This is a genomic window from Idiomarina loihiensis (genome assembly GCF_024584785.1).
Classification (GTDB): domain Bacteria; phylum Pseudomonadota; class Gammaproteobacteria; order Enterobacterales; family Alteromonadaceae; genus Pseudidiomarina; species Pseudidiomarina fusca.
This window is the reverse complement of the sequence record NZ_CP074112.1, coordinates 1,882,158-1,901,771: the sequence shown is the minus strand read 5'-3', so window position 1 is coordinate 1,901,771 and position 19,614 is coordinate 1,882,158. Positions and strand designations below refer to the sequence as shown.

Annotated in this window: 19 protein-coding genes; 11 read left to right on the top strand and 8 right to left on the bottom strand. The window is 50.7% G+C overall.

The window, feature by feature from the left end:
* Positions 1-73: 73 nt before the first annotated feature.
* A complete protein-coding gene (gene mutH, locus KGF88_RS09120; RefSeq protein WP_153826379.1) occupies positions 74-739 on the bottom strand; it encodes a DNA mismatch repair endonuclease MutH in 666 nt (221 codons plus the stop codon).
* A gap of 87 nt (positions 740-826) precedes the next feature.
* On the opposite strand from mutH, the gene rppH reads away from it, so the two are divergent.
* From rppH to tcdA, 6 genes are all read left to right on the top strand, one after another.
* On the top strand, positions 827-1,339 hold the full coding sequence (rppH, locus tag KGF88_RS09115; protein ID WP_110076682.1) for an RNA pyrophosphohydrolase: 513 nt from the start codon (positions 827-829) through the stop codon (positions 1,337-1,339).
* Positions 1,340-1,384: 45 nt separating this feature from the next.
* On the top strand, positions 1,385-3,658 hold the full coding sequence (gene ptsP / locus KGF88_RS09110; RefSeq protein ID WP_153826488.1) for a phosphoenolpyruvate--protein phosphotransferase: 2,274 nt from the start codon (positions 1,385-1,387) through the stop codon (positions 3,656-3,658).
* Positions 3,659-3,698: 40 nt separating this feature from the next.
* On the top strand, positions 3,699-4,490 hold the full coding sequence (locus tag KGF88_RS09105; RefSeq protein ID WP_162014522.1) for a sulfite exporter TauE/SafE family protein: 792 nt from the start codon (positions 3,699-3,701) through the stop codon (positions 4,488-4,490).
* 3 nt (positions 4,491-4,493) lie between these two features.
* Complete coding sequence (lgt, locus tag KGF88_RS09100) at positions 4,494-5,330, top strand: prolipoprotein diacylglyceryl transferase (RefSeq protein WP_153826378.1); 837 nt, start codon at positions 4,494-4,496, stop codon at positions 5,328-5,330.
* Positions 5,327-6,178 carry a thymidylate synthase gene (locus tag KGF88_RS09095; RefSeq protein ID WP_153826377.1) on the top strand — a complete coding sequence of 284 codons (852 nt, stop codon included), beginning with the start codon at positions 5,327-5,329 and terminating at the stop codon, positions 6,176-6,178. The genes lgt and KGF88_RS09095 overlap by 4 nt, the downstream gene beginning before the upstream one ends.
* Positions 6,179-6,255: 77 nt before the next feature.
* Positions 6,256-7,044: a tRNA cyclic N6-threonylcarbamoyladenosine(37) synthase TcdA gene (gene tcdA / locus KGF88_RS09090; RefSeq protein ID WP_153826376.1), complete on the top strand. Its 789-nt coding sequence runs from the start codon at positions 6,256-6,258 to the stop codon at positions 7,042-7,044.
* Positions 7,045-7,095: 51 nt separating this feature from the next.
* On the opposite strand, the gene pgsW is transcribed toward tcdA, so the two are convergent.
* The 4 genes from pgsW to KGF88_RS09070 all read right to left on the bottom strand — a co-directional run bounded on the left by pgsW (position 7,096) and on the right by KGF88_RS09070 (position 10,682).
* Positions 7,096-8,247, bottom strand: coding sequence for a poly-gamma-glutamate system protein (gene pgsW, locus KGF88_RS09085; protein WP_153826375.1), 1,152 nt, complete (start codon positions 8,245-8,247; stop codon positions 7,096-7,098).
* 10 nt (positions 8,248-8,257) lie between these two features.
* The gene (gene pgsC, locus KGF88_RS09080; RefSeq protein ID WP_153826374.1) at positions 8,258-8,836 is read right to left on the bottom strand and encodes a poly-gamma-glutamate biosynthesis protein PgsC; all 579 of its coding nucleotides are present in this window, start codon (positions 8,834-8,836) and stop codon (positions 8,258-8,260) included.
* Positions 8,833-10,077 carry a poly-gamma-glutamate synthase PgsB gene (gene pgsB, locus KGF88_RS09075; RefSeq protein WP_228759492.1) on the bottom strand — a complete coding sequence of 415 codons (1,245 nt, stop codon included), beginning with the start codon at positions 10,075-10,077 and terminating at the stop codon, positions 8,833-8,835. Before pgsB ends, pgsC begins: the two co-directional genes overlap by 4 nt.
* Positions 10,078-10,241: 164 nt before the next feature.
* A complete protein-coding gene (locus KGF88_RS09070) occupies positions 10,242-10,682 on the bottom strand; it encodes a SufE family protein (RefSeq protein WP_153826373.1) in 441 nt (146 codons plus the stop codon).
* Between the two features lie 123 nt (positions 10,683-10,805).
* Between KGF88_RS09070 and KGF88_RS09065 the strand changes: the two genes are divergently transcribed.
* From KGF88_RS09065 to KGF88_RS09050, 4 genes are all read left to right on the top strand, one after another.
* The gene (locus tag KGF88_RS09065) at positions 10,806-11,555 is read left to right on the top strand and encodes an electron transfer flavoprotein subunit beta/FixA family protein (RefSeq protein ID WP_110076674.1); all 750 of its coding nucleotides are present in this window, start codon (positions 10,806-10,808) and stop codon (positions 11,553-11,555) included.
* Entirely contained in the window at positions 11,552-12,481 is a 930-nt protein-coding gene (locus tag KGF88_RS09060; protein ID WP_153826372.1) for an electron transfer flavoprotein subunit alpha/FixB family protein, read from the top strand. The genes KGF88_RS09065 and KGF88_RS09060 overlap by 4 nt, the downstream gene beginning before the upstream one ends.
* A 287-nt stretch (positions 12,482-12,768) precedes the next feature.
* Entirely contained in the window at positions 12,769-14,613 is a 1,845-nt protein-coding gene (locus KGF88_RS09055; protein ID WP_228759491.1) for a DUF1302 domain-containing protein, read from the top strand.
* Between the two features lie 102 nt (positions 14,614-14,715).
* The gene (locus KGF88_RS09050) at positions 14,716-16,773 is read left to right on the top strand and encodes a S9 family peptidase (protein WP_153826371.1); all 2,058 of its coding nucleotides are present in this window, start codon (positions 14,716-14,718) and stop codon (positions 16,771-16,773) included.
* Here KGF88_RS09050 and KGF88_RS09045 read toward each other — a convergent pair.
* Complete coding sequence (locus KGF88_RS09045; RefSeq protein WP_153826370.1) at positions 16,766-17,518, bottom strand: glycosyltransferase family 25 protein; 753 nt, start codon at positions 17,516-17,518, stop codon at positions 16,766-16,768. The two genes, KGF88_RS09050 and KGF88_RS09045, sit on opposite strands and share 8 nt — an antisense overlap.
* 4 nt (positions 17,519-17,522) lie before the next feature.
* The gene (locus KGF88_RS09040; RefSeq protein ID WP_153826369.1) at positions 17,523-18,338 is read right to left on the bottom strand and encodes a glycosyltransferase family 2 protein; all 816 of its coding nucleotides are present in this window, start codon (positions 18,336-18,338) and stop codon (positions 17,523-17,525) included.
* Positions 18,339-18,491: 153 nt separating this feature from the next.
* On the opposite strand from KGF88_RS09040, the gene ung reads away from it, so the two are divergent.
* A complete protein-coding gene (ung, locus tag KGF88_RS09035; RefSeq protein ID WP_110076668.1) occupies positions 18,492-19,154 on the top strand; it encodes a uracil-DNA glycosylase in 663 nt (220 codons plus the stop codon).
* A gap of 211 nt (positions 19,155-19,365) precedes the next feature.
* Here ung and KGF88_RS09030 read toward each other — a convergent pair whose 3' ends face one another.
* Positions 19,366-19,527, bottom strand: coding sequence for a DUF3545 family protein (locus KGF88_RS09030; RefSeq protein WP_110076667.1), 162 nt, complete (start codon positions 19,525-19,527; stop codon positions 19,366-19,368).
* Between the last annotated feature and the right edge of the window lie 87 nt (positions 19,528-19,614).

The window sequence follows — 19,614 nt, the reverse complement described above, 5'->3', positions numbered from 1 at the left end:
TCCTTCTCTGCTGCTGCATATACTCAGCAGTTTATCATTGTTTGCTAAATTGTTTGCTAATTAACGCATAGAATTAAAGTGCAAAAGTGCGTTGAATGATCTGCTCAGTAAATTGGGTTTTTAAATAAAAGCCCCTCGGTAACGTCTGAATGAGCTCGCCTCCAGGACCAATCGCATCCGTTAACACCCGGCTATTAGCGGCTTTCGGTCGTAACTGCAGCACTTGCCCTTGGTGAGCAGTAATGGTTTCCACTTGGCCTAGGGCAATGCGGTCCATGTGTTCCTGCCAATCTTGTTGCAACAAGTGTTCTTCTGCAGCAGTAGGCTGCCACAAAAAAGCTGTACCAATGCAGCGTTGCGCTAGCGGGATCTCGCGTCGGCCATCAATCGGAATCCACAGCACGCATTGTAATTTATTGCGCACATTACTGTCGGCCCAAGTTAATCCTGTCACCTGAGTTAGCGGTGTGGTGCACACAAAGGTGGTCTCGAGTGGCTTGCCAGCAGCATTAAGCGGGATGGTTTTAAGCTCCACGCCTAGCTCCGGAAAGTCTTGTAACGCCTGTGAACCGGCGCTTGCACCTAAGGCCGCCTCTAATAATTGTCCGACCCAACCCTTGTTACGGCGTAAGTCGGCCGGCACAGTCAAACCATGCGCTGCAGCCACTTCGGCAAAGCTATATCCGGCCAAAGCACTGGCCTTTTCGAAGAGTTGTTTTAAATCCATTGTTGTTGCCATGGCGCGTATGCGGTACCTTATTTCTTTTAATATTAGCTTGATTATGGAAAAATCTATTCCATAAGTCGAATTTATGAGGGCGCTCGCGTGATAGACGCTGAAGGATTTCGCGCCAACGTGGGAATCATCATCTGTAATGAGCACGGTCAGGTGTTTTGGGCACGGCGGTTGGGCCAGCATAGTTGGCAGTTTCCGCAAGGTGGAATAGATGACGGCGAAAATGCTGAACAAGCTATGTACCGTGAACTCTGGGAAGAAGTCGGATTAAAACCCGAACAAGTAGAGATTGTCTACACCAGTCGCCATTGGTTCCGTTATCGTTTACCTAAACGATTGGTTCGTAAAGAGCAGCGGCCAACCTGTATTGGGCAAAAGCAGAAATGGTTTTTACTGCGGTTAAAATGTCAGGATAAAGATGTTGATGTGATGCAATCGTCGCATCCAGAATTTGATGGTTGGCGGTGGGTGAGTTATTGGTACCCAGTGCGACAAGTGGTGTCTTTTAAGCGCGATGTTTACCGCCGCGTGATGAAAGAGTTTGCCCCATTTGCCTTGGCTCCGTCAGCCAAGAAACCTCGGCCAGCGCGCCGCCGTCGGTAGGCGTCGGCTGCTCCGAAACAAGTATGAAGGCCGCTTATGCCAACCATGTTGCGTGATTTACAACGTATTGTTGAAGCTGTGAATCAAGCGCCAGACTTTGAGCTGGCGCTACGTACCATGGTGCGCCAAATCAAAGCGGCGCTGGATACGGATTCTTGCACCGTCTATGTGGCTGATCACGACCAACAAATGTTTGTGATGGCGGCCACGGATGGGCTCGAAATCCGCTCCGAAACCCCCATTAAAATTGCCTTTGGCGAAGGTGTGATCAGCTTGGCGGCCCGGCGCGAAGAGCCGCTCAACTTTGCCGATGCGAGCAGCCATCCAGCTTTTATTCACATCCCCGAAGTGATTGAATCCCAATACAAAGCCATGTTGGCTGCGCCTGTGATTCATCGGCGTCGGGTGCTAGGTGTGGTGGTGGTGCAACAACATCAAGCGCGCGCCTTTACCAGCGATGAAGAAGCCTTTGTGGTGACCTTGGCGGCCCAGCTAGCGGCGGTTATTGCCCATGCTGAAGCCAAAGGTTTGTTGCATCAGTTTAAACAATCGCCCTGGCTAGAAACCTTTAAAGGCCATCCGGCCGCGCCCGGGGTAGCCATGGGTGAAGCCTATGTGGTGACGCCGCTGGCTCGCTTAAGTGAAGTCACGCCCAAGCGTACCGATATGCCGGAGCACGAAGTACGGCGCTTTCGCTCGGCCGTAGCCCGTACCCGGCAAGAGCTCAACGAACTCAGCGAACGCATGAAGCATCAAGTCGCCGAAGAATCTTTGGCGATTTTTGAGGTCTATCACGCCATGCTCGATTCGGCCTCGCTGGGACAAGAAGTTGAGCAAACCATCAACGAAGGTTGGCGTGCGCAAACGGCGCTAAAAAAAGTCGTTGAGCAGCTCGTAGAACAGTTTGAAAACCTCGATGACGACTACATTCGTGAACGAGCCAGCGATGTTCGTGATCTGGGTCAGCGTATTTTGTCGCACCTGCAAGATCGCAGTCGCCGCCATCTTGAAACCCCAGCCAAATGCATCTTGGTGGCCGATGATGTTACCGCCACTATGCTGGCCGAACTTCCTCATAGCGACATTATTGCCATGGTTGGGGTACGCGGTTCAGGCAACTCCCATGCCGCCATCATGGCGCGTAGCATGGGCATCCCGGCAGTCTTAGGCTTAGCCGATTTAGACATCAGTGAGCTAGGCGGACAAACCCTGATCGTAGATGGCTACAACGGCGATGTATTTGTTAATCCACCTTTGCAGGTGGAGCAGGAATATCAATTGCTGGCCGACGAAGAGCTGGCGTTGCGGCAAAAAGTGATGCAAGGCCGCCATTTGCCGGCTGAAACCACCGATGGCGTACGGGTACAATTGCAACTGAATGTCGGCCTGAACACCGAGCGGGATTGGCTCAGTGAGTTAAACGTGCAAGGGGTGGGCCTGTACCGCACTGAAATTCCTTTTATGATGCAAGAGCGTCTGCCCACAGAACATGAACAAGTGGCTTTGTACGGACAGGTACTCGAACAATTTCGTGGTGCCCCGGTAGTGATGCGCACCCTTGATGTGGGCGGCGACAAACCGCTGCCGTATTTGCCTATGAGCGAAGAGAACCCGTTCTTGGGCTGGCGCGGCATTCGTATGACCTTAGACCACCCTGATATTTTCTTGGTGCAGATCAGGGCCATGCTGAGAGCCTCCGTAGGGCGCAACAACTTACGTATTTTATTGCCGATGATCACCAGCGCCGACGAAGTCGATGAAGCCGTGCGAATGATTCATCAGGCTTACCACGAAGTGGCAGAAGAGCTAGAATGCAGTGTGGACGAACAACTCTATCAGCCGCAAATTGGGGTGATGATAGAAGTGCCAGCGATGATTTATCAGTTGCATTTAGTGGCTGACAAAGTGGACTTTTTCTCGGTCGGCACCAATGATTTAACGCAGTACATGCTGGCGGTGGATCGCAATAATTCGCGGGTAGCAGATTTATACGATACCTATCATCCGGCGGTACTGCATGCGCTGCAGCAAATTGCTCTACGCTGCCAAGAGCTGAATAAACCGCTATCTGTGTGTGGTGAATTTGCTGGCGAGCCAGGTGGCGCCATCTTGCTATTAGCCATGGGCTATCGCAATTTAAGCATGAATAGCTACAACATTGATCGCATTCGCTGGATAATAAGGCACATAGCTGCGGCCGATTTGCCCGAGTTGTTGCACCAAGTGCTGGCCGCTCGCAGCCCCCAACAGGTGCGGCAACGGGTTATCTTAGCCCTAGAAAATGCTGGCTTAGGCGGCTTTGTTCGCGCTGGTGCGTAACGCGCAAGTTCAAGTTCAAGTTAAAAACTAAGGAGCACGAGTGTTACTAACAGGCTGGTTATGGTGTTTAGCCGGAGGCATGGTGGCAGGCTTATTAGCCGGCATGCTGGGTATTGGCGGCGGCCTGGTGATAGTTCCTTTACTGATTTATTTGCTGCCGATACTCGGTGTAGCCCCTGATTTAGTGGTGCAAATGGCGGTGGCAACCTCGCTCGCCACCATCGTTATGACCACCTCAAGTTCAGCCCGCTCGCATCTCAAACATGGCCAAGTTAGCTGGTTTTGGGTACGGCGCTTAATTCCGGGGCTGATGGTAGGGGCGGTGATCGGCGCTTGGCTAGCCACCTTACTGAAACCCGAATGGCTGCAACGTATATTTGCGGTGGTGCTGATGTTGCTCTCCATCCGCATGCTGATCCCACAGCGCGGCGGTGAGCCTCTTACCGACGTGTCTAAGCGCTTGATGGCAGTGATTGCCGCTGCCATGGGCACCTTATCGGCGCTGGTTGGTATCGGCGGTGGCTCGCTTACTGTGCCGCTGCTACAACGGCTACGAGTGCCTATTCGACAAGCCATCGCAGTGTCATCGGTGGGTAGTTTAAGCATCGGCGTGAGTGCCGTACTGGCGTTTATTATTTTGGGGCAACAGTTAGCCAATGCCCATGGCTTGTTAGGTTATGTGCATGTGCAGGCGTGGCTGGCAATATCGATAACCTCGATGCTGTGCGCTCCGCTGGGCGCGCATCTAACCCAAAAGCTGCCGGTCAAACACCTGCAGCGCGGGTTCGCCATTTTCTTAGTCATTATTTCGTTAAAATTAGTCATAGGATAATTCATGTCATCCGAAGTTTTGCACCACCCTTACATCGACCCCATCATTGTTAGTGTTGGGCCTTTAGATTTGCGTTGGTACGGGCTGATGTACTTAGTGGGCTTTTTGTTTGCTTGGTGGTGGGGCAATCGCCAATGCAGAATGTCTCATTATGCCGCCCAAGGTTGGACCGAACAGCGCTTCAGTGATTTACTGTTTTGGGCCTTCATGGGCGTGATTATCGGTGGCAGAGTGGGCTATGTGATTTTCTATCAGTGGGCCTACTTTGTTGATAACCCCCTGTATTTATTCGATATTACCAGTGGTGGAATGTCTTTCCATGGCGGCTTGCTGGGGGTGATTACGGTCTTGTGGATTTTCGCCAAACGCAGTAAGCAGAGCCTGTTGGCTATTGGTGACTTTGCTGCGCCGCTGGTGCCCGTTGGGTTGGGGGCAGGACGCATCGGTAACTTTATTAATGGCGAGCTCTGGGGGCGCGTCAGTGATGTGCCTTGGGCCATGGTGTTTCGCGGTGCCGGTGACTTACCACGGCATCCGTCGCAGCTGTATCAAGCCGCTCTCGAAGGCCTGTTGCTGTTTGTGGTGCTGGCGCTGTTCAGCCGCAAACCACGCCCTACCGGTGCCATTGGTGGCCTCTTTTTGGTGGGATACGGGTTAGCCCGCTTCGTGGTGGAATATGCCCGCCAACCCGATGAGCATCTTGGCTACCTCGCCTTTGGTTGGTCGATGGGACAATGGCTAAGCGCGCCTATGGTGCTGGCCGGCGTCGGCTTAATGATCTATGCCTATCGTGCGGGTGCAGGTACCAGCGCTAGCAAGAGCAAAGGAGCAAACCGATGAGACAGTACCTCGATTTGTGCCAACGTATTGTCGATGAGGGCGTTTGGGTCACCAACGAGCGGACCGGCAAACGCTGCCTCACGGTCATCAATGCGGATTTAAACTATCGCGTTGATCTGAATCAGTTACCCTTAATTACCACCCGCAAAAGCTATTGGAAAGCGGCGATTGCGGAGCTACTAGGCTATCTGCGCGGGTATTCCAGTGCCGCTGACTTTCGCGCCTTAGGTGCACCAACTTGGGATGCCAACGCGAATGAAAACCAAGCCTGGCTCAACAACCCTCATCGTCGTGGTATTGATGACATGGGGCGAGTGTATGGGGTACAAGGCCGAGCGTGGACGAAGCCCGATGGGGGCACGGTGGACCAACTGCGTAAAGTGGTGGATAACCTCAGCAAGGGCTTAGATGATCGCGGCGAAATTATCAGTTTTTATAACCCCGGTGAATTTGACTACGGTTGCCTGCGCCCGTGTATGCACACCCACAACTTTTCGCTGTTAGGCGACACCCTGTATCTCACCAGCTATCAGCGCTCGTGCGATGTGCCACTGGGGCTAAACTTTAACCAAGTGCAGGTGTTTACGTTGCTGGCACTTATGGCGCAAATTACCGGCCATAAACCGGGCATTGCTTACCATAAAATTGTGAACGCACACATTTACGAAGACCAGTTGCAACTGATGCGCGATGTGCAGCTCAAGCGCGAACCTTTTGCCTCGCCGCAACTGCGCATTAACCCAGACATCAAAAGCCTTGAAGATCTCGAAACCTGGGTCACCCTGGATGATTTCGCCGTCGAAGGCTATCAATGTCATCCCCCCATCCAGTATCCATTCAGCGTCTAAGGCCGGCAACGTCGGTCTTGGCTAATAGCTAATAGCTAATAGCTAACACGCCATTTGCTTGTCACAGGAGATCAGCATTGAGTAAGCAACGATTTTCAGGAATTCAGCGGGTGTATGGCCAGCAGGCTGCTAACCACTTCAGTGAGCAGCATATCGCTGTGGTTGGGCTGGGTGGAGTCGGCTCGTGGGCGGTTGAAGCCTTAGCTCGCAGTGGCGTAGGGCAGTTAACCCTGATTGATTTGGACGATGTTTGTATCACCAACATCAATCGCCAATTGCCGGCGCTTACCAGTACCGTCGGGCAGCTCAAAACGGAGGTGTTAGCAGCCCGGGTACGGGAGATTAATCCTAACTGCCAAGTGCATATCATCGATGATTTTTTAACTGCTGACAATCTTGAAGCTTGCTTGGGTGGTAGCGTGACCGGCGTGCTGGATGCCATCGATAGTGTGACCGTCAAGGCGGCCATGATTGCTTGGTGTAAACGGCGCAAATTGCCTCTGGTGACTTGCGGTGGCGCCGGAGGCCAAGTGGATCCGAGCCAAGTAACGTCCGCTGATGTGGCGAAAGCCACGCAAGATCCCTTGCTCGCCAAGGTGCGCTCCATGTTGCGCCGTAATTACAACTTCTCGAAGAATCCTAAACGCAGTTTTGGTGTGACTGCGGTCTATTCCACCGAGCAGCTACGCTATCCCACCATCCTTGCGGATGGCAGCCAAGAATGGTCGCATGCTAAACCTGGCGCTGGCAGTATGCGCATGGATTGCAGTACCGGCTTTGGCGCAGCCATGCCAGTGACCTGCACCTTTGCGATGCATGCAGTCGCTTTACTGCTCAATAAATTAGCCGCCAAAGCGAATGCTTAAGGCGGCTAACCAAACTTCCTGAACACGAACTAACGGCTTACACCATTCAGTTTACACCATAGGACGCACACTCTTACCATCTTCACCGGTACGCTGGAACACGCTGTTGATTCGTGCACTACGGACAATCAGCCAAGTTAAGCCAAACAAACCAAGGCCTAACACAGCCGCCAACCAACGCCGATAAGTGGTGGCATTATAGACCCCGCCATTACCCACAGCGACGGGCTCGAGTGGCGCCAACGGTAAGTTATAGCGTTCGGCTAAGCCTTTGATACCAATCATATGGATACCCGGCGTGCCTTCGCGAATAAAGTGTCCCATCACGGTTTCTACCGCAAAAGCGCGCGCTGGAGCATCGTAAATCAGCCCTGATTTAAACTGATCATCAATCCCTGGCGGGCCCACAATGGTGGCACCACCACCAACGTTAATAAAGGCTTTGTACTTCTCACCTTCAGCGTATTCACGAAACAGGGCAACGCGTTCAGCAACGGCTTCTTGGTAATCTTGTGGTTCTAATAACGGAATATCAGCGCGATCGATACTTTGTTTGATCAGCGCAATCCCCTCTGCCGACAGATCCACACCACGGTCCTCTACGCCACCGATAGATACTGCAATAGGTTTTAACGAGAGCTTGCCGCGTTGGCGTAGCTCGCGTTCCATATCAATCCAGAGCAAGCCCGGCACGTTCGCGCCCCATTGTGAAGACGAAGCCGAAGCAATGATGACCGGCTCGGCACCAATCGCTTCGATAGCTGAATACACCGCAAGGTTCATGGCCGGAAACGAGCCAGATACGGTCACCGCCACCTTGTCGCCTTGTTCAACGCCGGCTTGCTTCATCAACTTCACCGCCACTGCCGCCCAGTTCGGGTTAATGGTGGTTTGTTTGCTTTCACGGCCACCACGAGTAGTGGTTACCGGGCTGGTCGATACCCCAATCAAGCCAGAACGCTGCGGATCAAATTCCGGATTAATCGGTTCACGCTGGGCCCGAATCGGTTGCAAGGTATCCATGGCATCACGCATGATGCGAGCTGCAGTAACCATGGTGGTGTAGTTTTCTTCTACCACGGGGTCGCGCTGTTGTAGCTTTTCTGCCAGCAAAAAGGCAGACAAAGCGGCAATCGTCAGAAACACTAAACCCCAGGTAGGTACACCACTCGAGCGCCAATAAATTTTCGTATAGTTCGCCATCTGTTACTCCTTACCAACCTGGCATCTGAAAGGCTTGGCTGGCTTCATAAGCGGCCAGTTGATCGGGCATTAAAATAATCAAACTTAAACGTACCAGCACTGCGGTCACTGCAAGACCGCAGAGGGTTTGCAGTACGCCTTGGCGGTCAAACCAAATGGCAATCAAGCCCGGAATGATGTAACCAATCAAATTAGTCTCCATCACCGACATCAGTAGATTTGATTCCAGCATCGCGACTTGCGCTTCGCCTTCGCCTGAGGAGCTGCCCACCATGTCGAGATCAACCCAAGTGACCAAATTAGCTAAAAACACATCAAACAGGCCGGCAATTAAGTAACCGGTTAAAATCATGATGATGGTTTGCCGACGCCCATAAATCACCGCAAAACTAGCCACGGTGCGCACAATCAAATAGGTGAGTAGGGCGGCAAATAAGGTTAACGCTATGCTCATCGGATTGGTGAGTTGCAGCGCCATATAGCCCGGTACCACCAAGCCACCTGCTGCTAACCCCAGCATTTGGCTTAAAAACAACGCAAAGAATAAACCGATACCAATGGCAACGGCCAAAATGTTGAGTGCTATCATACGTGAACCTCTTCAACTGCACGGTTATGGAAAAAGCGCGCGATTTGTTCGCCGCCACCGTGAATATTACACATGCCTACAATCACCGCATGCTGCCCAGATTGCTCTAAAATATGTTCAATAACTTCGGTCACAGGTGCGTTTTCTAACACCAATAACCGCTCCGGCGGGATCCCGTGCTTCAGCGCCGTCCGCACAAACAACAAAGTACCGCTACCAATCAGTAAGTATTTATCGGCTGGGGTCCATTCGGCTGCAGCTTCGGCCATTTGCTGACTACGATGGGGGCGATCGGCCCGACAGTTAATCAGTGCGATACGTTTGCGCGGTTCGCCATCTTCTGTTTGTGCTGGCGCATGGTGCTTCAGGATATTCTCCCAAATCGAACCGGTAGATTCAGGATCGTTAGCAGCAAAAGCATTAACGAACATCAAGTGACGATTAAAGTAGCTAATTTTTAAGATTTGCATGGCACCGGCTTCGGGCTCAAGGGCCAGCATACCCAGCAAGGCTTGTTGCCGGTCGACCCCAACAAACTCACAAATCTTCAGTGCCAAGGCGACGTTTTCGGCATGTTCGCGATACTTAAATTGGCTCATGGTGTCAGCATCAATCGCCTCTACCTCAGCTAAGCTCACCGCGTGCATGGTGCTGCGTCTATCCGCCGCGGCATCGCTAAGAATAGCGAGCAAATCGCGTTCGGCAGTAAACATATCGCCGCGCACACTGGTACTGCCGGCTAACGCCAAAGCAACATCCGTTTCGTTCGGGCCCATCACGTCCAAATGGTCCGGCCGCGCATTGGTGATCACGCCTATATTAGAGCGCACCATTTTCAGCTCGGTTAGCGATTGATAATGAGGCTGCAGGGCCATGCACTCAATGACCACGGCTTGGGGCTTGAGTGCCGCCATCCGCTTTAATAAGCGCATCTGCTCTAGAATATTGGCACCAGCAATCCGATAAATCGGAAACTCACGGCCATCAGGGTCGGTCATCGCTGCGGCTGAACCTGTGGTTTTGGCACAGGTACGAATACCACCACCACGCAAACCGGCGGCAATCAAACGAGTGACAGAAGTTTTGCCACGAGTGCCATTCACATGAATGCGGATGGGAATAGAACGTAGCGTCCACCGGTGGCTGAGTGCTTCAAAGGCGAGCAGCACCACCAAGGTCAGCCATAGCCCTAACATCAGCAGCAGCATAGTAGGAATGTATTGGAACATCTGATCGGTCATATCAGCTCCATCAGGTTATCGAGTCAGAATACTTGTTCAACTCAGTCTAGCTGCTTCTTAAAAAATTGCTTCTTCAAGCAAACCAGCTAGTTACTAGGGTCTTTACAATGCAATCATTACGAACTGATCTACGCTTTAATACAACCAACAGATGATGACTTTACCTAAGCTTTACCCTTGATTGCAGCCACCACAGCCTGCAAACCATCGCGTCGCGACTCACTGATGTAGTCATCTAAGTGTAACGCCTGCAGATAGGCCGCCAAATCAAAGACCGCGAGTTGCGCAGGGCTGGCGCCTTGCAACGCTTGCTTGATCAGCTGTAACAGACCATGAATGGTGCGCGATTCACTACCAAGCTCAAGCTGTAAGGACGCAGTCTGCGGTGCAGCGGTTGGAGTGGCGGGGCCGCTGGTGCTCGCCAGCCATTGGCATTGCAACCACACCTTAGCTTCGCAGCCAAACACCTCAAACTGCGGCTGCTGCAAGGCTGATGTAAGGGGCGTCTGCTTAGCTAACAGCACCAATTCGCGCAGCCGCTGATCGGGCTTCACAAAACTCGTCGCCAGTTGCTTGAGATCGGATTCAGAGAGGATGCCGTACATGATATGAAACAAACCTTGCTAAGAAATATGGCGGTAAGAGTACCATTTTTGCTGCGAAAAATGTTAATCTTGCAGAGTCTAAATCCATTTTTGAACTGAAAATAACACAACAGGAACGACACCATGAAAGTATTAGTGGCGGTGAAACGCGTCATTGATTACAACGTTAAAGTTCGCGTCAAAGCGGACCAATCAGACGTTGATCTAGCCAATGTCAAAATGGCTCTTAACCCGTTCTGTGAAATCGCGGTAGAAGAAGCTGTTCGTCTTAAAGAACAAGGCCATGCCACCGAAGTTGTGGTGGTCAGTATTGGTCCTAAAGCAGTACAAGAGCAACTGCGTACCGCCTTAGCGCTAGGCGCCGACCGTGCTATTCAAGTTGAAACTGATGAACTACCAGACTCACTTGCGGTAGCTAAGTTATTGCAAGCCGTGGTTGCCAAAGAAGAACCACAGCTGGTGATTCTGGGCAAACAAGCTATCGATTCAGACAACAACCAAACCGGGCAAATGCTTGGCGCCTTAACCGGTATGCCACAAGGTACCTTTGCCTCAAAAGTGAACGTTGCTGAAGGTAGCGTGCAGGTCACTCGTGAAATCGACGGTGGCTTACAAACGGTGAAGCTGCAACTGCCAGCTATCGTCACCACCGACCTACGTTTAAATGAGCCGCGCTACGCATCTTTGCCAAACATCATGAAAGCGAAGAAGAAGCCGCTAGATGTGATGAGCGCCGCCGATTTAGGCGTCAACGTAGCCCGTACCGTAAACTTATTAAAAGTTGAAGCCCCAGCAGAACGTAGTGCCGGTATCAAAGTGGCCGACGTTGCTGAGTTAGTTGAAAAATTAAAAAATGAGGCAAAAGTGATATGAGCATTCTTCTCATTGCCGAACACGATAACGCTAGCTTAAACGCAGCTACGCTAAAAACCCTAGCCGCAGCCCAACAAATCGGTGGCGACATTCACGTGCTAGTTGCTGGCGCAGGCTGCCAAGCGGTCGCAGAACAAGCCGCACAAGCTGCTGGCGTGAGCAAAGTATTGCTCGCAGATAATGCCGCTTATGGTCATTTCTTAGCTGAAAACTTAGGCGATTTAGTAGCTGATTTAGGTAAGAACTACAGCCATATTCTGGCTGCTGCAACCACCACCGGCAAAAACTTCATGCCGCGCGTTGCCGCTCTGCTAGATGTTGCTCAAGTATCAGACATCATTAGCGTAGAAAGCGCCGATACCTTCAAGCGTCCGATCTACGCAGGTAACGCCATCGCCACCGTACAGGCTACTGATGCCATCAAAGTCATCACCGTGCGCGGTACCGCCTTTGATGCGGTTGCAGCCGAAGGCGGCAGTGCCAGCGTAGAAGCCATCGACGCCGTCTTTAACTCAGATAAAGCTGAGTTTGTTGGCGAAGAACTAGCTCAATCTGAGCGCCCAGAACTAACTGCCGCCAGCGTGGTTATTTCAGGTGGCCGCGGCATGCAAAACGGCGAAAACTTCCAGTTACTCGAAAAAGTAGCAGACAAACTAGGTGCAGCAGTGGGCGCATCTCGTGCAGCCGTAGATGCCGGCTTCGTACCAAACGATATGCAAGTGGGTCAAACCGGTAAAATCGTTGCCCCAGACCTGTATATCGCTGTTGGTATCAGCGGTGCTATCCAGCACTTAGCAGGCATGAAAGACTCAAAAGTCATCGTCGCCATCAACAAAGACGAAGAAGCACCGATCTTCCAAGTAGCCGATTACGGCTTGGTCGCTGATTTGTTTGATGTATTGCCGCAGTTAGAACAAGCGTTGTAGAAGAGACGTGGTTCGTGCTTCGTGGTTCGTGGTTCGTGCTTCGTGCTTCGTGAAAGAAGAAAGACGAAAGACGAATAAGAGAGGGCCTTCGGGTGGGCGACCATCCGGAGGTTTTTTTTTGCAAAACATAACCACCACCCAACAGCGCCTCGCTCCAATATCCAATAGCTAATGTCTAACAGCGCTCTTGCTCTTATCCAGCTACTTTTTTAACGAAGCACTTGCATATTTCTAACTCATCGGACATGATTGACTGCATAACATCCTAATAGGATTAGGTGGCTAACATGAAAAGAAGAACAACTATGCTAAAAAAACTACCTCTCGCGACCGCAATTACGCTCGCACTAGCAGGAACAGCAGGCGTACAAGCAGCAGAATTCGATGTTGGTGACGTTAAAGTCAAATTCGATTCAATCATTTCTTACGGCGCCGCTTGGCGTATGGAAGAGCGCGATATGCGCGTTATCCACCCAGGTAATATGGCCGGTGGTTTAGGCCAGTCTGGCGTCGCCGACGACGGTAACTTGAACTACGACAAAGGCGACATGGTGTCGTCAGTATTCAAGGGCGTTCACGATTTAAGTATTGATGGCGGCGATTACGGCGCTTTCTTCCGTTTCAAATACTGGTATGACGATGTTATCAAGAACAATAACGTAGCTCATGGTCATACGGGTACCAACTATTTCCCAGATGTTACTCTGAACAACGATGCATTAGATGATTACTCAACCGGTTCTGGTTTTGAGTTGTTAGATGCGTTCGCTTACGCCTATTTTGATATCGGTGATATGCCCGCTAACTTACGGGTTGGTCGTCAGGTATTGAGCTGGGGTGAAAGTACCTTTATCTTCAATGGTGTGAACGCTATTAACCCGGTGGACGTGAACGCAATTCGTCGACCAGGAGTGGAAATTAAAGAAGCCTTGTTGCCAGTAGGCATGGTGAACCTAAACATAGGTTTAACTGACGAAACCAGCTTAGATATGTTTTATCAGTATGAGTGGGATGACTACAAACTAGATGGTTGTGGTACTTTCTTCTCTACCATTGATATTTTAGGTGGCCCAGGCTGTAACAAAGTGACCCTGAACCCGCAATTAGTGCCTGGTGACCCAGACTCTAACCTAAGCGATCTTGAGTCAGTACAGTACGGTACCTACTTAGAGCGGGCGCCAGATATCGAGCCAGACGATGGCGGCCAGTACGGTTTCGCGATGCGTCACTATGCTACCGACATTGACGTTGAGTTTGGCTTGTACTTCATGAACATTCATACACAAACGCCAATCATCTCAGCATACAACTGGACCAAGCAGCCAACTCCGGCGCTAAGTCACCCAGATGGTATTCCAATTGCTGGTCCTGATTACGTGCTTGAGTTCCCTGAAGACACCAAAATCTTCGGTGCCAGCGTAGCAACTACCGTAGGCGACTGGTCTGTTGGTGGTGAAATGAGCTATCGCATCGATATGCCAGTGCAAATCAACACCACTGAGATTTTGTCGACCGGTTTACGTGCAGATGTTCCTAGTACTTTCAGCAACCGTATTCAACGCGATGAAAACGGTCTGATTACTAACCTAGGCGAACTGCAACACGGTTACGATGAATACGATGTCTCGCAGTGGCAGATGTCAGGTATTCGCTTCCTAGACAACGTGTTAGGTGCCAGCCGCGTGACCTTCATCGGTGAAGTTGCGATCAGTAAGGTGCACGGTTTAGCCGGCTTAGATGAACAGCGTTACGGCCGTAACCCAGTGTACGGCAAATGCTTGAGCGTAGCTGACCAAATGCAGTTGGGTAACCCGGCTCCAGCGGGCGATATCAACTGTGAAGGCTTTGTCACCAGCACCTCGTGGGGCTATCGCGCTCGTATCGTCGGTGACTACAACAACGTGTTTGCGGGTTGGAACATGCAACCAACGTTGGCGCTAGGCCACGACGTGAAAGGCTATTCAGCTAACTCAAACTTTATCGAAGGTCGTAAAACCATCGGTTTGAGTGTTGATTTCAGCTACTTAAGCGCATACAAAATTGGTATTGGTTACAACATCAATACCGGCGGTGATTACGAGCCAGCTTCTGACCGTGATTTCGCAGCCATTAGCTTCAGCTACAGCTTCTAAGCAAGCGGGTTACAGCAACATGAATCAAAAACCCGCCTTGGCGGGTTTTTTTCTAAGTAGTCTTTAGCTCAATAAAAGTCCAACAGTTAGGGTCGATGAACAATGAAAACGATAATGACAACAGCCCTTGCCCTGGTTGCCAGCGCTCTGGTTTACGCACCAGCGCAAGCCGCCAATAGTGAGGCGCAGAGTAAACAGCAGTTGCTCCAACTTGAAGATGTCTTTCAATTAGAATACGCCAGCAATCCAGCTATTCATCCGTCGGGCGACTACACAGTCTTTGTGCGTAACTTCATGAATATCATGGCAGATCGTAAACAAGGAAACCTATGGAGGGTGAACAACAAAGGCGAATTACGACCACTAACGGGTGGTGATGCGCAAGACCATTCGCCCACTTGGTCTCCCGATGGCAAGCAATTAGCGTTTGTGTCAAATCGCTCAGGCAGCAATCAAATTCACTTGTACTGGACCGATACTCGCGAGCATGCACCTATTACCCGCCTAACCAGCAGCCCTAGTAACCTATCTTGGTCACCGGATGGTAAATGGTTGGCCTTTACTATGTTCACGCCGCAGCACAAAGCTGCGCCGGTAAGCCTACCGGGCAAGCCGCAAGGCGCTAATTGGGCTGAGCCACCGCGTTACATCGATAAAGATAATTATCGCGCCGACGGAGCTGGCTACACTCCAGATGGTTACAGCCAAATTTATGTGGTACCTACTACCGGAGGTTCACCTCGGCAGTTAACCTTTGGCGATTACAACCATGGTGGCGCGTTGGCGTGGAGCGCCGATGCCAAGCAGTTGATCTTTTCCGCTAATGCCCATGCTGATGCATTTGAACAGCCGAATAACTCTGAGCTCTATCAGCTTAACCTAGCGAGCGGTGCTATAGAGCAGCTTACCGATCGTGAAGGCCCCGATCATTCACCAGTGATAAGCCCCGATGGCAAAAAGTTAGCTTGGCTAGGCTATGATGATACGTACAAGAGTTATCAGCTCACCCATTTGTACGTGATGGATCTCTCTGGCCAGTCACCTAAGCTGTTAACTCAAGATTTTGATTACAGCGTAGGGCAGGTGAAGTGGGCTGATGACAGCCGTGGCTTGTATTTTGCCTACGATCGCGAAGGTAAGGGCCACATAGCCTATCAGAATCTCAATGGGAAGCGCCGCGTGCTAACGGATAGCATGGGAGGCTTAAGCTATTCTCGGCCCTATAGCGGCGGTCAATTCGATGTCAGCAGCAACGGTGATTTAGTCTATACCCTAGCGAGCGCCAATCGTCCTGCCGATTTAGTGCTACAAACCAGCAAAATCACTCGTAAGCTTACGGCGCTTAACGATGACTTGTTGAATCATAAAACCTTGGCGCGTATCGAAGAAATTTGGTACGACAGTAGCGTCGATGACCATAAAATTCAAGGTTGGATTGCCTATCCGCCAAACTTTGACCCAACCAAGAAATACCCGCTGATTCTGGAAATTCATGGCGGCCCACATACAGCTTATGCAGGGTCTTTTGCCGCAGAAATTCAGTTAATGGCGGCGCAAGGTTACGTGGTGCTTTATACCAACCCTCGCGGTAGCACCAGCTATGGCGAAAAGTTTGCCCAAGAAATTCACCACAATTACCCAAGCCATGATTATAACGACCTCATGGATGGTGTGGATGCAGTGATCAGCAAAGGCTTTATCGACGAGCAACGTTTATACGTTACCGGTGGTAGCGGTGGCGGAGTGCTCACCGCATGGATTGTCGGGCATACGGATCGCTTTGCTGCGGCAGTAGTAGCTAAACCTGTTATCAACTGGTACAGCTTTGTGTTAACTGCTGATATGTATAACTATTTCAGCAAGTATTGGTTCCCTGGTAAGCCCTGGGAGCACCAAGAGCACTACATGAAGTATTCACCTATCAGCTATGTCGGTAACGTGACCACGCCTACCATGTTGCTAACCGGTGAAGCCGACCATCGCACGCCGATTTCAGAATCTGAGCAATATTACCAAGCGCTGAAATTAGCCGGTGTCGAAACTGCCATGGTGCGGGTGCCAGATGCTCCTCACGGCATCTACGCCAGACCCTCGAATCTAATGGCCAAAGTAGCGTACATCCTGCATTGGTTCGAGCAACACCAGCCAAGCGCTAATTAGTGTGCTCAAACTCGGCTGTTGCTTTACGACCATCTAAGTAAAGCAGCAGCTGATGTTTTAATCGTCGCCATGGGTGACGTTTCACCTGACGCCGATCGGCTACAGACTTAATATCGCTGCCATGGGTGTGAGTATTGTCTACCGTGTACGGTAATAATCCATAAACCTGTAACCCCAGTTCATGCTGCCACTGCATATCTACATCAATTGGGCGAAATAAAGGTGGGCGTTGGGCCAATAGCCGTTTGGCTCCGGCCAAGCTGATGACTTGTGCACAAGCACCAATCGGTGGCTTACGATAGCGCACCAAATCAAACTGCTTGATAGCACGGGTTGTAATAGCGGGCTGTTGCTTAAACGGAGCGGCAAGTTTTAACACATGCCACGGCTCAGACACTGCTGCAATAGCCTCATGGATGTCTTTAAAGTCCGAACTAAAACAAACATCGTCTTCTAGCACCACGGCATAATCAAGTTGATGGTCAACAATGTATTGCCAAGCCTTGAGGTGCGATAAATAACAGGCAATTTCACCAGCCGTTAACTGATAATGAAACTCGCGCTGACTACGTGAGGTATCGACTACGGCCGATAGTTGCTCCTGAGTAAGCTCTTTGCCCCATACCGCATCGATGCGGGTATAGGGCATGCCTAATTGGTCAAGTTGCTTACTTACGTTCAACCATCTATCGGTAGAATGCTTAAGATTAATCACTAAAATCTGTGCGGATAACGACTGCTGCATAGGGTTATTTCTCTAACGGTTTGCTACTTTTTGGGTCTTGTTCACGCTTCGCGCGGTACGCCATCTCGTAGAGCTTGGCCTCGGTTAAGAAAAAATGAAAGGCATCGATATTGGCTTTGATAAAGCCACGCCAACCCGACCAAATCATTTGTCGACCTAGATAAAACTTCAAAAACATCAACGGAAAAATCAGCAGCAAACGCGGCAAACTACAGGGCCGGCCTTGCTCCAGCCGTTGCTTGGCTTTTAGCAACGAGTATTTATTCAGCTTGTCCATATAGCCGTGCGCGGTATCGTAACCGTAATGTTTCAAATAAATCGGCAAATAGGCAGTCGGCTCTTCTACCTCAATGTGCTCATGCACAATGACACTAGTATCCATCTTGCTCTTATCACGACGATACACCCGCCGATACTTATGATGGCGCGCCTTTTTCAGACTGTGCCCCATAAAAATGTCATCATGATGAATCCAAATGCCATTGATATCGCCCTGCGCAATCCGTTCGCGAATCATCTGCAAGCCACCCTCTGGCATCACCTCATCGCCATCTAAATTCAGAATCCAGTTGTGGCTGCATTGGGTAATAGCAAAAGCCTTTTGCTTGGAGTAGCCAGGCCAATCATTGTGGACAATACGCGCCCCGTGACGCTTGGCAATGTCTAAGGTCGCATCGGTCGAGCCGGAATCCACCACTACAATCTCATCGGCCCCAGCCACACTGCTAAGAACCTCGTCTAAGTGTTCACCCTCATTCAAGGTGATTACAAAGACACTTAAGGGCGGGTAGTTGGGTTGCTGTTGTGCAGAAGCTGTCATAGCGTCCTCATTAGTTGTCGTGATTCGATAAGTCTTCGGCTTGCTGTGGTCCTTATTATAGCCAGTTAGACAGTAAAAATAGTCAGTTAATTGCAAGTTAGATTACGTATAATGACGTGCGATAACTACTAATAAAGAGTAAAGGGAAGGCTTATGCAGCTTACGTTAGACAACGATTGGCAACCTTGGTTAGCGCAACAACAACAGCAAGCCTATTGGCCTCCGTTGCAACAACGGGTACAGGCAGCGCGTCAACAGAGCCTCGTTTATCCGCCCGCAGCGCAAGTGTTGCGCGCTTTTGAGCTCACGCCATTGAGCCAAGTACAAGTGGTCATTATCGGACAAGACCCGTATCACGGACCTGGCCAAGCCCATGGTTTAGCCTTTTCTGTGGCCGACGGCGTCGCCATACCACCGTCGCTACGTAACATTTATAAAGCTATCAAACATGATTTTGCCGACTATCAAATACCCTCTAGCGGCAACTTAGAAGGCTGGGCCAAACGTGGAATCTTATTGCTAAATACCGTACTCACCGTCGAGCATGGCAAAGCACACTCCCATGCCAAGTGGGGCTGGGAAAACTTCACCGACGCTGCTATTCAGGCCGTATCAGCGCAACGCGAAGGAGTAGTATTCATGTTGTGGGGCGCCCACGCACAGAAGAAGGCTGCGCTCATAGATGACTCGCGCCACACCATTCTGCAAACCGTTCATCCGTCGCCGTTATCAGCGCATCGAGGTTTTTTCACAGCAGGGCATTTTGCCACCACAGCAAAACTCCTCAACCGCTCCGGGGCCGAGTTATTTGCTTGAGTAAGAGCAAGAGCGCTGTTAGCTGTTAGACATTAGCTATTGGTAAAAGCAAAGGCAAGAGCGCTGTTAGCTGTTAGACATTAGCTATTGGTAAAAGCAAAGGCAAGAGCGCTATTAGCTGTTAGACATTAGCTATTGGCAAAAGCAAAGGCTGGTGCACGGGCGGCACCAATATCCAGTGACTAATGACCAATAGCGCCTTTGCTTTTACTTACAATTCATCGAGATCGGCGTCGAAATCGAAATCAATGTCACGAAGCTCATCGCGTAACCGATACTTCTCCTTCAACATTTCAATTTCTCGCCATTTGCGAGGGGCACTGCGTTTACTAGACTTACATTCAACTTGCTGTAGCTCTTGTGAATGATCCATGGGACACTCCGGCTTTTCTGTTGGTTGTTGTTGTGACTTCTCACCGCCCTATCGGGCGATGCTTCTTACTTCATTAGCCGTTGCTCG